The following is an 11853-nucleotide window of genomic DNA, read 5'->3' as shown; positions in this document are numbered from 1 at the left end:
TTTATAAAATCCGCGTTGTTGTGAGTAGATGTGTCGGGGTGTTCGATATGCGGGGACAGCAGTTCGCTCCTGTACGATTGTAATTACTGTACGGGAAAATACTGTAAGAGCCATCGACTCCCAGAAAACCACAACTGCCCCGGCCTGAAGCAGGCCGACACGCACGGGCCTGAATTCAGAAGCAGCGGTAGCGGCGGATTGCTCGGAGAAGCATTTGGGTCAGAGACAGACCCGCCAAAGCAAAACGAGGAAACTGCTGATTCCGACACCGACACGGCGGACCCTGGCGCGGAGCTCCCGGGCGCCGCGAAGGACTACACGACCTCTTCAAGCCCGGATGTCAACCCCGACGGCTCCATTGCCAGGCCGGACGACGAGGACGCCGAGAACGATAGTCAGCGCTCGATCACAACGCAGGGGCGTCGCGTTGCCGCGACGATCGCTGGCTTGGCGATCATAGCGATCCTCGCTCCGTTTCAAGTCGTGAAGCGATTACCCTCGTATCTTCGACGGTTCAATCGTTGGTTGAGCCGACTCCTCGGCTCGATATTCAGCCTGGTCAAAACGGTGACGCCGATTCTACTTCTCGCGGTCGGTGCGCTGTTTCTCGCCGGGTTCTTAGGGACTGGCGTACCGGCTATCGATGAGAACGCCGAAGCGGGCGCCGGCGCCGTCGCTGGAATGCTCGATACGGACACCGAAAGCGAGGAAGAAGCCATCGAAACGGCGATTCATAGCGAAGTGAATGAGATTCGCTCCGAGCGCGGCCTCGCGACGCTCGAGAACAACCCGGCGCTCCACGGCGTCGCGAAGAATCATAGTCAAGACATGGTCGCACGGGACTTCTACGCTCATGAAAACCCTGACGGTGAGGACTCGTACGATCGAGTCACGTCTGTAGGCATCACCTGCAACGCTGTCGGTGAAAATCTCTATTACAGCGAGGGGTACGGCACCAGCCCGAATACGACCGCTGAACGCGTTGTCGAGTCCTGGTTGGCTTCTTCTGGCCACCGACGAAACCTTCTCAGCGACGCTTGGAATTCGGAAGGTATTGGCGTCGAGATCCGTGGCGATGAGCTCTGGGTGACGCAGGTTTTCTGCGGCTGACTTTATTTTCACTCCACGATTTCTTTCCTGCCGGAAATGAGACCCTGATTTTTATACCCATCTTGCGTCGGTCTCAGACATGATCGTTCGTCGGGACGTCTTCGACGAGGACCATCGGCCGACGAGACTCCTCCACCGCGAGAGCGAAACGGACCTCCTCCTGGAGGCACTCGACCCCGGCACAGACGGGTCCCATCGCGGCCACGCCGTCCTCTCCGGCTCCAGCGGCGTCGGCAAAACCGTCCTCTCGAAGCAATGCGTCGAGCGACTCCGAGAGCGCCGCGGCACGATCGACGCCCACGTCCGGTGTCTCGATGTCGCCCCCGGGTCCATCTATCGCCGCACCATCGAGAGCTTCCAGCGCGGGCCCGACGACGTCCCACGCACCGAACCAGTCGCCGACGTCCTCGCGATGCTCGAGGAGATCGTCGCCGACGCCGACCCTGCTGGCGTCGTGATCCTCGACGAAGCCGACGACATCGCCCGCGACGCGGTCGACACCCTCAGCAGCATGGCCGGGCTCTCCGTGGTCGTGATTTGTCACGAGCCGGAACGGTGGTTTAGCCGGCTCGACCCCGGGGTTCGCGACCGCTTTACCGCCGGGACGCACATCCCGCTGGACCGCTTCAGCGTCTCAGAACTCGCCGATATCCTCCAGCGCCGCGCCGAAGCCGGGCTGCGTCGCGACGCCTGGAGTCGCGCCCAACTGGAGGCGATTGCCGACCACCAGGCCGGCGTCGCTCGCGATGCCATCCAGTCGCTGCGGGCCGCCGCCGAGGTCGCCGACGAGCGCGGCCACGACGAGATTCACGACGCCGACATCGAGCGCGGCTACGAGCTCGCGAAGCGCGACATCCGGAAGGCGAATATCCGGAGTCTCCCTTTCGCCTACCAGTTCCTTTACGAACTCATCCGCGTGTACGGCCCCGTGTCCTCGTCGCGGCTCTACGACCTCGCCGACGCCCACCAGGACGACGTCTGGAACGAGCGGCCGTCGCGGCCGCCGTCGACGAACCGAACGCGCCGAAACCAGTTAGCGAAGCTCCGGGAGTACGACCTCATCGAGACCCAGAACAACGTCCACGAAGCGTGCGACTCGTCGATCGAGCCCTCGGTCGAGATTCGCCTCTCGAAGAAAACGCTCTAAATTAGCGAACCCAGAAATCGCGAGAATTAGGAGTGCTGACGTTATTCGTCGTCTTCGGATTCCGGTTGACCTGCTATTCGGACGAAACTATTCCCGGCGTGGTTCTCTATGATTTTAGCAGCCCCTGTCCCCGAGTGAGTGTGGCCGGCGGCGTGGAAGACGGAAAGGACGTGGTCTTGTAGATCATCGTCCTGTTCCAGCGGCTCGACGTTGAAACCGATCTCTTCGGCTTCATCCCGCATTATGGGCCGGTTGTGGCTTTTGTGTTCTTTCCGTTCCGAGAGGTTTTCGGCAAGTTCGCTCGCGGCATCCTCGGTGTCAACCTGGAACTCCTCTGCCCACCGCTTTGCAAGTTGCTCGGAGTAGTCGATGGCGTCCTCGCACTCCCTGATAAGGCTCGGCCCGTACTGGCGCAGAATCGGTGCCCAATGCCCGACTTCTCCTGTCTCTTTGAATTCGTTTCGGGCCATGTCGAATTGCTCGAGGATAGAGTGAGCGGGCACCATTCGAGGGCCGAGGTCTGTTCGGAGTCTCAGCTGCGGGTCGATCGGGCCGAGACTGGAGTGCGAACCCATATAGACGACATCGGCTGCACAGCAGACGAGCGTGGCCGCCGATCGGGCTGATTGCGGAACGAACGCTCGTATCTCATCGAAGTTGTCTCGAAGGTATTCGACGATTTGTTCTGCTGCCTCCGGTTTTCCGCCCGGGCTGTGAATCACAAGGTCCAGCGTATCGCCATCGAGGCCGCTGAGCGCCTCCATGAACCCTTGGATGTCACTATCATCGATGGATTGGTTCGCCGTGTTGTCCGACGGCGCCGTCCAGGATGAGGAATACAGGATGACGTCGTTTCCGGTGTAGTCCGCCAAGTCGTCAATGTACTTCTTACGAACGACGTCGTATGCCTCGAGACCGATCCGTTCACGGCCCTCTTCTATCTGGTCGAGAATCTCCCCCCAAGTAGGCATATGTTAGAAGTTAGTCGTGCTTCGCCCGCGCCGGAGCAGACGAGTTAGAAAGTCGTGCTTTGGGTTCCGCGTCCTCGTTCCGGTTATACGCGCGTTCGGCGAGCGCGACGGGTGACGTTTCGTCTTCAGCTGCCTCAAGCATCTCCTCAAGGTCTTCCTCACGCTCTGATTTGTCATCGCTCATAGTGTCCCATTCGTACCACTCACAGTTAATAGGTCTTATTCACTATTTCTGATACTGAAACAACCGCGATTGCCGGAAGTCACCCCTCCTCTTTTATACCGGAAATGCATCCCCCTTTTACCGTTCTATAGGCCGTCGCTCCTCGTGTATGGCAGCAGCAACCCCTGAACCGGACGTCGACGTAAGCGCGAAGCAGCTGGAATCCGTCCGCGGCTACATTTCGATGCTCCTCAACCTCGAGATCGAGGACCTGGACGACGACGCCGACCTTGAGGACGACGACGTCCAGATAGTCACCGAGGTCACCGTCGACGAGGTCGCGAAGAACACCTTGCCGCGAGAGCCAGCCGTCCGAGCCATCCTCGAGCAGATGGCCGGTGAGGCCGGCACCGGCGTCGAGCACGTCGACGGCGACACCTACGAAATCGAGCCGCGGAACTAAAACAGAATGTCAGTTCTCAGCCGCATCGACGATTCGTTGCCCCTCGACGGTGAGGTCCTCAGCCCGTTCGTCGACGAGGTCCTCGAAGTCCTCTCGGTCGCGCTCGTCGATGAGCTCGTAGGTCGCAGCGCCGCGAGCGGTGAGTTCGTAGACGCCTCGGCCGATGTTTTCGACGAGGCCGTAGTCCTCGAGTTGATTCAGACGTTTCGTGACCGTCTTCTGATGTCGGTCGATTTCGTCGGCGATATTCGCACCGAGGTTTCGGCCTTCCTGCAGCTCCCTGAGAATCATTTGGTCCGTCGGGTGCTGCAGCAGCATCACCGTATCCGTCGAAAGGGGCATACATGATACTATTGGTAACATGATATATGATACTGTTGGTGGACTCCAATTGGGGTACTACCACCAGTAGGATTATTAGGAACCGCATAAACGTATTCGGTAGGGAGCCAGGCCCATCGGGCGCGGCCAGAAGACGCCCGGCGTGTTGCACCACGCCGGGCCTGGTTTCCAAAACCCCCTGCAGAGGGAAATTTCAGAAACCATGCGAAATCAAGAATCCAGGGCCCGTAATTATGACGGCCCTACCACGACTGAGGAACAGTCTCGGGCGTCCGCCCGAGCGGATACCAGCGACGCGGCGGCCAGTTCGAAGAGTAAGGATCAGACAGGCCAGGGAGCCCGCCTACCGAGTGGGTCGGAGCGAGAGGCAAATAACACCTGCGGACCGACCGCCTGGGACCACGTCGTTCTCGCGAAGCTCGCGTCGCGCACGAAGAAGTACCACCTGCCGGCTGAGGACGACCCCTCGAAGCCGCGGTGCCACCACGGCACCCGCAGTGGCCGCGCGATCGACGCCGAGTCCTGGACGCAAGTCGACGCCGACAGCCCGCGCCTCCAGAACAAGACGCTGTGCAAGTGGTGCGACCCCAGCGTCGAAGTCGAGAACAACCCCGGCGGCCCGGAACTCGCCGGGAAGCTGGAAGACCTCGACCCTGACGACGTCGAGGTCCTGACCGACGGCGGTGTCGACACCTGTACGCCGGGAGCCGAGCCATCCGTCGCGAGCGCTGAGGAACTCGACGCGCTGTCCTCGGTCAATATCGAGCTCGTTCACGATATCTGCGAGGTCCTCGAGCTTAGCCAAGACGCGACCGAGCGCGCGACCGCCTACGCGTGCCGCGCCTGGATGGAACACCCCATCAACGGGCCCGCTCACCACATCGCCGCCGGCGCCGTCTACTTCGCGGCACTCATGGAGAACGAGAAGCGGACGCAGGAGGACGTCGCCAAGGCCTCCGGATCGAATCCGTCATCGATTCGGAAGTACTACCGAGAAATCGGCGTCGCCGAAGACATCCTCGAGCCCAAACCCGAGTCCGAGGACGAACCGGCTGAGACGACGTTCTCGGACCGCGTCGTCGCCGCGCTGAAGGAGGTGTTCAACCGATGAGCGCCGGCGAGAGCGAGCAGGTCACCGTCGACGCCGAGGTCGACAGCGTCTGCCCGCACGGTGAGGATTTCGAGCCGCCGGCGCCGCTGGACTACGTTCGCGACCCCGAGGAGGGCACGGCCGTCCTGTTCGACCCGGAGGACATCACCGGCGAGCGATGGCTCCAGGCCGACGAAAGCGCCTTCATCGACGGGAGGGCCGTCCGATGAGCGACGACCTCACGCAGGAGGACGCCCTCGCCATGCTGGAATTCCACAGCCTCATCCACCACACGGAAACCATCGGCCTCTCCATCGCCTCTTTCGGGTTGGGGCTGGGTGTCGGCCTGAAGCTAAGCCAGGTCAGCATCTTCACCCCAGCCGGCGGATACGTGGCAGCGGGCCTTCTCATGGTTCTTGGCGGACTCCTCGCCGTGTTCGGCCCGCGAATCCTCCTCAAGCAGATTCAGGGAGGTGACGCCTGATGTCAGCGTTCGCCCAGGACCAGGAGTGGCGCTTCGTCGACGGGCTCGCGAGCCCGCCGCGCTCCATCCCGCAGCAATGGCTCGGGGCCGGCGACGAAGAACCCGTCACCGAGGGCTGCACCCGCACCTACCCGATTCTGGTGCGCGCCGGCGTCGAACTCGCCGGCGTCCGCGCGGACGATGGTGACCTCGTCGACGGCCCGCATCGCGAACGCTCCGTCATTCGCGTGCTGTACGTCACGGACGACGGCGCCCTCGCCCACGAACGGTCCTTCGACGCCGACCGCGACGGCAACCACGTCACGCCCGAGTCATTCGTCGCGAAGGCCGCGCCGCGGACCGCCGACCTCGACGAGGTCCCGACAGCCAACCGCCCGCTGTACAGCCTCGTCGACACCTACGACGAGCCCGACGGCGACCCTGACGAGGTTATCGACCGCTGGGAACAGCGCTGCGACGGCGCCGGGGTGATCGACGGATGTTAAAGAGCAGCGCCTTCCTCGGGACGCACCAGTACGAGGAACCAGAGAGTCTTCAGGAACGCATCGGCTACTCGTCGCCGCCCACTCACGTCTCGCTGTTTAGCGGAATCGGTGGGTTCGACCTCGGTTTCGGCCAGGCGGGATTCAAGAATCTCGTCGCGGTCGAGCAGAACGAACACGCCGCTGCTACGTATCGGCGGAACCTCATCGAGGGAGACCATCTCGACCAGGATGAACCGCCGGTCCTCATGGAACGCGATATCCGGAAGGTGTCGACGTGGGAGATCCTCGAGGCGGCTGGCGTCGGCGTCGGTGAAATCACCGCCATTTCCGGCGGCCCGCCCTGCCAGGGCTTTTCGCATATCGGGACTCGCGACGAGGACGATCCGCGGAACGAGCTCTACCTCGAGATGGCCCGCATCGTTCACCAAGCGAAGCCCGTCTCCTTCGTGATGGAGAACGTGCCTGGCCTGGCGACGATGAAGGACGGTCAGGCGATTATGGAGGTCTGTGAGACCTTTGCGGACGCCGGCTACAACGTAACTTGGGAAGTCGTCGACGCCGCTGATTACGGCGTCCCACAGCATCGCGAGCGCGTCATTATCACAGGGAAGCGCGTCGACGTCATGGGTGTTCCCGAAGAAGGCAACCCTCAGCTGCACCTCGGCGCGAAGCCGGGTCGGGTCAACCATCCGGAGTCTTTCCGCGAGCGGCATGACCTGAAAGAGCCCGACCAAGCGACGCTCGATTCGTTCGGAAACGAGCCCGAAACGTTGGATGGCCTTCTCGAGCAGGCGATTCAGGACGGTATCGAGTCTGTTGGTGGTGGTAGCCGATGAGCACCGCCGTCGACGCTCGTCGCGAACTCCTGGAAGAGCTCCGCGGCCACGAGCTCGTCGAGGATATCGACTTCACGCGTGACGGCTTCCAGACCGTCATCCTGCATCTCGGCGACCCCAGCGAGGGAGGTGTCGTCGATGTCTGAATACGTGGTTGAACCCGACTCACAGTCCTCTGTACTGCGAATCTTCATCGCACAGTACATCGACTATCTCGTGTCGGATTACAGCATCAAATGGGCTGCAGGTCTGGGGGTCATCTCGACCTTCCTCACCGCGATCATGATTCCGGTGATGGTCGGGACAATCGTCTATCAGGCCGTCTCCGGGAATATCATCGACTACCCCACGCAGCACTTGATAGGGGTTGCTGCAGGGATATTGGTCGCTACCATCGTCTTCTGGCTGGTTGCTGGACTCGTGGTGGCAGCCGCGAGAACACTCGCTTCAACGCTGTTCGAAGAGGCCGAGGGGGGTGACGGCGATGCCGAGTGAGCCGGTCGAGACCCGGCTGGAGGCGTTCGCCGACCGCGACGAGGCCTTCGGCCAGGCCGTTCTCGAGTACTATCGCGATGACTGCGCGACGCTGCCGCCGCACCACCTGCTGGTGACGCTGCGGCGCGTCGACGGCGTGGCCCTCTACTTCGACAGCGGGCCTCGCGAATGGGCCATCACGACCAGCCTCGATAACGACGGCGCCGCTCGCTACCGCTACCACGACTTCACCACCGGCGGCGGTGAGGGCGAACCACGAAAGGCGATCGAACTTGAGGACCTCCTCCAGGAGGAACTCCCGGAGATCGTCGACGTCCAGGAGACACCGCTCGCGAACGCTGCCCAGGAGGTCGTCGAAGCATGAGCGACCTCGCGACGAACTACCGCGCGCTCGCGGACGTCCTCGACAAGCTCGAGACCGTGGACGCCGTCGACGTCGACGATGCCGAACTCCTCGAAGTCACCGACGACACCATCCAGGCCTCGGTGACGATCACGGCGCCGGCCGAGCCGACGCAGGAGACATCGGTGACCGACGCCGACCAGGAAGAGCACGTCGACGAAGCCGTCGAGGAAGACATCGACGAGGACGCCGACGAAGAGATCGAGTGCGACGTCGACGGCTGCGAGTACACCGGCAACCAGCAGGGGCTCGCGATTCACAAAGGCCGTGCGCACACAGACGACGAGGATCCTGAGATTCGGTGCTCCGACTGCGGTGAAACGTTCGACTCCGAGCATGGCCTCTCGATTCATCGCGGCCACCAGCACGGCAGCGATGACGAGGAAGATAGAGACGACGAGGATGACCTCGAGGACACCAGCGAACTCGGAACGGGGGACCTGACGCCGGCCGTTCAACGCGTCGACGACACGTCCGGCCAGCACGTCGACGACGAGGACGCTGCTTCGAACGGAAAAGATGCCAGCGAAGCCGCGACGAGCGTCCAGACGAAAGGATTCGCCGACGCGCCCGACGACACGTCCGAGGAGGAGCCGACGTCCTATCCATGGGTATGTCGCTGCGGCGTCGTCTGCAGCAACGCATTCGAGAAAGGAATCCACCGGACTGAGGCGCACGGCGTTCCGCAGGCTCGGCTGGACTATCTCGAGCCCGGCGAGTTCCAGGAGAAGGTCGACGACGCCTCGACAGTCAGCGAGCTCGCTGAGAACCTCGGCTGGTCGACCGAGCGCGTCCTGCGAGCGCTCGGCATCTACGGCTTCGACGGCGCCGTCGCCGGCGACGGCCTCCCAGACGACCCGACGACGGCCTGCGACCTGCTGACGCCAGATACCGACGCCGAGGAGGCTGGTCCCGCATGACCCGCTGGATCGTCTTCTGCCCAGCGTGCGGCGGCCGGTCGACCACCGTCTACCGCTGCGACAACGTCGTCGACGAAACTGATGGCGAACCCATCGAGTGCGGGCGCGATCTCGTCGACGAGCCAGTCGCGCCCTTCGAGTACCCCTCGGACTTCGGCGAACGCGAAAACGGCCTCGTCCGCGTCCGCTTCCGACGCATCTGCATCGAGTGCGGCGCCGAACGCTTCCTTCCACTCGAGTACCGGAGCGTCGGCGACGTCATCCGGGTTGGGTGTGAGGACTGCGGCGCCGTCACGAAGCACCGACCCACCGACGAAGACGTCCGCTACCAGCCCGACGGCACGTCGCTGCCGAAGCCGACCGACGCACAGCCCGCGAACCGAACCCCCTCCGTTTCCATTCCAGCATGAACGATAACTGCCGATTCTGTGACGCGACCGACCACCTCGAAGAACACCACGTCGTGCCTCGTCGATACGGCGGAACCGATGAGGACCAGAACCTCATTACCGTCTGCTCAGACTGCCACAAAACAATCGAGCGGACCTGGGACGCCGAATTCTACCACGAAATCGGCGTCCGGTCGGGTATGACGCCCGACGTGATGTTCGACACCATCCGGGAACTTCGCTGGACTCTCCTCCGAGTCCATGCAGCCGTTACCGGCGCGTACACGCTTCACGATGAAAAGCTGGAATACGCTGATAAAGAACCGATTGAGGAAGGGCGCTATTTAACCGAGTATGATATCCAGAAGCTGAAGCGCGATGTCTGTCGAGACCTCCTGGAGGGCGAATCCGGGCTTGGCTTCTACCCTATTAAAGACCTCGAGAGGCTCCGAGAAGAAACGGATCGCTTGATGAGCGATGTCCTGGAGGGAGACCGATGAGGGACATGTCGCCAGAGGAGGCAGCCCAGCGCTGGATCGACAAGCGCCGGGACGACCTTCGCGAAGCCTCGCTGTCGACGCTGCACTACCGGACCAAAGAGTTCGTCGAATGGTGCGCCGAGAACGACATCGAGTCGATGGCCGAGTTGACGCCGTGGGACATCGACGATTTCGAAGCCGACCGTCGCGCCGAAATCAGCACCATCTCGATGAACAACCAACTCGGTACGGTCCAGGACTGGCTGGAGTGGTGCGCGAGCCGTGGCCTCGTCGACGAAAACGTCGCCGAGGCGGTCGACCCGCCGACCGTCACGAAGGAAGAGCAGTCCAGCGACATCAAGCTCGATGCAGAGGACGCGATTCCGCAGATTCGCTGGTATCGGCAGAGTAGCGAGTACGGCTCCCGGAAGCACGTCGTCCTGGAGTTGATGTGGCATATCGGGTGTCGCCTCGGCGCCGTTCGCGGCCTCGATCTCCGCGACTACGTCGCCGACGCCGAGTCGGAGGAGTACTACCTCGATTTTCGGCACCGGCCGGAGTCCGGCACGCCGCTGAAAAACGGGTCCGATGGCGAGCGCCCCGTCGGGCTCCGGCCGACCGTCGCGGACGTCGTCGAGACCTACATCGACGAGAACCGGAAGGAGCGGCGCGACGACTTCGGGCGCGACCCGCTGCTCACCACGCAGTACGGCCGCATCTCGAAGAACAGCGTCCGGATGGCCGCGTACTTCGGGACAGCGCCGTGCTGGCGGACGACGTGTCCCCACGACCGCGAGGATCGGAACTGCGAGTGGTGGCACAACAACGGAATCGCGAAGTGCCCGTCGACGCGTTCGCCTCACCAAATCCGAACGGGCTCGATCACCTGGCAGCTCAACCAGGGCATCCCGATGGAGGTCGTCGCGAAGCGCGCGAACGTTTCGCCCGAGATTCTGCGACGACACTACGACAAGTCGGACCCGCTCGAGGAACTCCGGCAGCGGCGGCAGCCGCACCTGGAGAAACTCGACATCCCAACGGAGGACACCAAATCATGACTCATAAGAAAACAATCAGTTCGAAGTACGGCAACGGCGGCGGAAACCGAGATGTTCGTGTCACGGCGGTCCCACTCAACTTTTAACGCCGACCGATTCGCTGACAGCCATGTATGCGAATCGTCCGGTCGCGACCGTTCCGTGCGCCTAAATACTCCGGCGACCAATTTCGATTCGTGCCCGACGGTTACGACAGCGAACGCGACGACGCCATCCCGCCGGTAGAGGTCGACGACCTGCCGACGGTGACCTGCTCGCAGTGCGCTCGGGAATGGGACCTCGAATACGAACTCGACGAGTTGCGCGTCGGCAATCAGGCGCTCGAACGGTTCGCGCTGGACCACCACCGCCACACAGGCCACTTCCCCGACGAGATAACGCCGTGGGTCGTCGCCTGCCGGCAATGCCCCGACGGCGACGAGTTCCTCGAAGAGCGTGCGGCCCGCCGCTGGGCGGAGACACACGCCCGACACACGCGCCACAGCGTCACGCTCCGACACGCCGACGAGGAGAAGTCGGTTATCGACCCCGAAACCGAGTCGTAGTCCGGGACTACTCGCCGTGGGCGTCGCGGGCGGCCTGCCGTAACTGCTCTGCTTCCTCACTTTCACACGTTAGTTCCGGCACCGCGGCGGGATTGCGCTCCTCGTCGACGGCGACGAAGACGAAATTCGAGTCGGTCGTCTGGACCCGGTCGCCGGTTTTCGGGTCCTCGTGATAGGCGCGCAGTCGGACCGAACAGGAGGTCCGGCCCGCCCGGTAGACGTAGGCGTCGAGATAGAGCGTGTCGCCGGAGGGGACCGGCGCGAGGAAGTCGATGGCGTCGACGTGGGCGGTCACACACCACTCGCCGGTAAAGCGGATGGCGGACAGTGCCGCGGCCTCGTCCATCCACAGCATCACCATCCCGCCGTGGACGCTGCCGTAGTTATTGGTATCGTTGGGCTGGACGCGCTGACGATTCTGTATCCGGGTTTCGAGCAGGTCGACCATCGACCGATGATTCGCCCGCGGGCGG

Annotated in this window: 20 protein-coding genes; 16 read left to right on the top strand and 4 right to left on the bottom strand. The window is 62.7% G+C overall.

Features of this window, described 5'->3' with window-relative positions; genetic code table 11:
- Positions 1-30 precede the first annotated feature (30 nt).
- Positions 31-1110: a CAP domain-containing protein gene (locus HWV23_RS02375; RefSeq protein ID WP_178288870.1), complete on the top strand. Its 1080-nt coding sequence runs from the start codon at positions 31-33 to the stop codon at positions 1108-1110.
- Between the two features lie 79 nt (positions 1111-1189).
- A complete protein-coding gene (locus tag HWV23_RS02370; protein WP_178288869.1) occupies positions 1190-2257 on the top strand; it encodes a Cdc6/Cdc18 family protein in 1068 nt (355 codons plus the stop codon).
- Positions 2258-2298: 41 nt separating this feature from the next.
- Here HWV23_RS02370 and HWV23_RS02365 read toward each other — a convergent pair whose 3' ends face one another.
- Positions 2299-3228 carry an SDH family Clp fold serine proteinase gene (locus HWV23_RS02365; RefSeq protein ID WP_178288868.1) on the bottom strand — a complete coding sequence of 310 codons (930 nt, stop codon included), beginning with the start codon at positions 3226-3228 and terminating at the stop codon, positions 2299-2301.
- Between the two features lie 10 nt (positions 3229-3238).
- Positions 3239-3412: a hypothetical protein gene (locus tag HWV23_RS02360; protein WP_178288867.1), complete on the bottom strand. Its 174-nt coding sequence runs from the start codon at positions 3410-3412 to the stop codon at positions 3239-3241.
- Positions 3413-3560: 148 nt separating this feature from the next.
- Here HWV23_RS02360 and HWV23_RS02355 point away from each other — a divergent pair, with 148 nt between their 5' ends.
- A complete protein-coding gene (locus HWV23_RS02355) occupies positions 3561-3854 on the top strand; it encodes a hypothetical protein (RefSeq protein ID WP_178288866.1) in 294 nt (97 codons plus the stop codon).
- Between the two features lie 9 nt (positions 3855-3863).
- Here the strand turns inward: HWV23_RS02355 and HWV23_RS02350 are convergent, their stop codons facing one another.
- Positions 3864-4145 carry a phage repressor protein gene (locus HWV23_RS02350; protein WP_211693306.1) on the bottom strand — a complete coding sequence of 94 codons (282 nt, stop codon included), beginning with the start codon at positions 4143-4145 and terminating at the stop codon, positions 3864-3866.
- Between the two features lie 253 nt (positions 4146-4398).
- Here HWV23_RS02350 and HWV23_RS02345 point away from each other — a divergent pair, with 253 nt between their 5' ends.
- The 13 genes from HWV23_RS02345 (at position 4399) to HWV23_RS02285 (ending at position 11380) form a co-directional block, all read left to right on the top strand.
- Positions 4399-5307 carry a cyclin family protein gene (locus HWV23_RS02345; RefSeq protein WP_178288865.1) on the top strand — a complete coding sequence of 303 codons (909 nt, stop codon included), beginning with the start codon at positions 4399-4401 and terminating at the stop codon, positions 5305-5307.
- Positions 5304-5516, top strand: coding sequence for a hypothetical protein (locus HWV23_RS02340; RefSeq protein ID WP_178288864.1), 213 nt, complete (start codon positions 5304-5306; stop codon positions 5514-5516). The genes HWV23_RS02345 and HWV23_RS02340 overlap by 4 nt, the downstream gene beginning before the upstream one ends.
- The gene (locus HWV23_RS02335; protein WP_178288863.1) at positions 5513-5770 is read left to right on the top strand and encodes a hypothetical protein; all 258 of its coding nucleotides are present in this window, start codon (positions 5513-5515) and stop codon (positions 5768-5770) included. The genes HWV23_RS02340 and HWV23_RS02335 overlap by 4 nt, the downstream gene beginning before the upstream one ends.
- Positions 5770-6255, top strand: coding sequence for a hypothetical protein (locus HWV23_RS02330; protein ID WP_178288862.1), 486 nt, complete (start codon positions 5770-5772; stop codon positions 6253-6255). Before HWV23_RS02335 ends, HWV23_RS02330 begins: the two co-directional genes overlap by 1 nt.
- Positions 6249-7091, top strand: coding sequence for a DNA cytosine methyltransferase (locus HWV23_RS02325; RefSeq protein ID WP_178288861.1), 843 nt, complete (start codon positions 6249-6251; stop codon positions 7089-7091). Before HWV23_RS02330 ends, HWV23_RS02325 begins: the two co-directional genes overlap by 7 nt.
- Positions 7088-7237 carry a hypothetical protein gene (locus tag HWV23_RS02320; protein ID WP_178288860.1) on the top strand — a complete coding sequence of 50 codons (150 nt, stop codon included), beginning with the start codon at positions 7088-7090 and terminating at the stop codon, positions 7235-7237. Before HWV23_RS02325 ends, HWV23_RS02320 begins: the two co-directional genes overlap by 4 nt.
- Positions 7230-7586: a hypothetical protein gene (locus tag HWV23_RS02315; protein ID WP_178288859.1), complete on the top strand. Its 357-nt coding sequence runs from the start codon at positions 7230-7232 to the stop codon at positions 7584-7586. Before HWV23_RS02320 ends, HWV23_RS02315 begins: the two co-directional genes overlap by 8 nt.
- On the top strand, positions 7576-7950 hold the full coding sequence (locus HWV23_RS02310) for a hypothetical protein (protein ID WP_178288858.1): 375 nt from the start codon (positions 7576-7578) through the stop codon (positions 7948-7950). Before HWV23_RS02315 ends, HWV23_RS02310 begins: the two co-directional genes overlap by 11 nt.
- Positions 7947-8909, top strand: a complete 963-nt coding sequence (locus HWV23_RS02305; RefSeq protein ID WP_178288857.1) for a C2H2-type zinc finger family protein — start codon at positions 7947-7949, stop codon at positions 8907-8909. The genes HWV23_RS02310 and HWV23_RS02305 overlap by 4 nt, the downstream gene beginning before the upstream one ends.
- On the top strand, positions 8906-9319 hold the full coding sequence (locus HWV23_RS02300) for a hypothetical protein (RefSeq protein WP_178288856.1): 414 nt from the start codon (positions 8906-8908) through the stop codon (positions 9317-9319). Before HWV23_RS02305 ends, HWV23_RS02300 begins: the two co-directional genes overlap by 4 nt.
- Positions 9316-9798, top strand: a complete 483-nt coding sequence (locus HWV23_RS02295; protein WP_178288855.1) for an HNH endonuclease — start codon at positions 9316-9318, stop codon at positions 9796-9798. The genes HWV23_RS02300 and HWV23_RS02295 overlap by 4 nt, the downstream gene beginning before the upstream one ends.
- On the top strand, positions 9795-10835 hold the full coding sequence (locus tag HWV23_RS02290) for a tyrosine-type recombinase/integrase (RefSeq protein ID WP_178288854.1): 1041 nt from the start codon (positions 9795-9797) through the stop codon (positions 10833-10835). The genes HWV23_RS02295 and HWV23_RS02290 overlap by 4 nt, the downstream gene beginning before the upstream one ends.
- A gap of 176 nt (positions 10836-11011) precedes the next feature.
- On the top strand, positions 11012-11380 hold the full coding sequence (locus HWV23_RS02285; protein WP_178288853.1) for a DUF8062 family protein: 369 nt from the start codon (positions 11012-11014) through the stop codon (positions 11378-11380).
- 7 nt (positions 11381-11387) lie between these two features.
- Here the strand turns inward: HWV23_RS02285 and HWV23_RS02280 are convergent, their stop codons facing one another.
- Positions 11388-11828 carry an acyl-CoA thioesterase gene (locus HWV23_RS02280; RefSeq protein ID WP_178288852.1) on the bottom strand — a complete coding sequence of 147 codons (441 nt, stop codon included), beginning with the start codon at positions 11826-11828 and terminating at the stop codon, positions 11388-11390.
- Positions 11829-11853: the final 25 nt, after the last annotated feature.

Source organism: Natronomonas halophila, assembly GCF_013391085.1.
Classification (GTDB): Archaea; Halobacteriota; Halobacteria; order Halobacteriales; family Haloarculaceae; genus Natronomonas; species Natronomonas halophila.
Note: the sequence above shows the minus strand (reverse complement) of the source record. Positions and strands in the feature narration are given on the sequence as shown.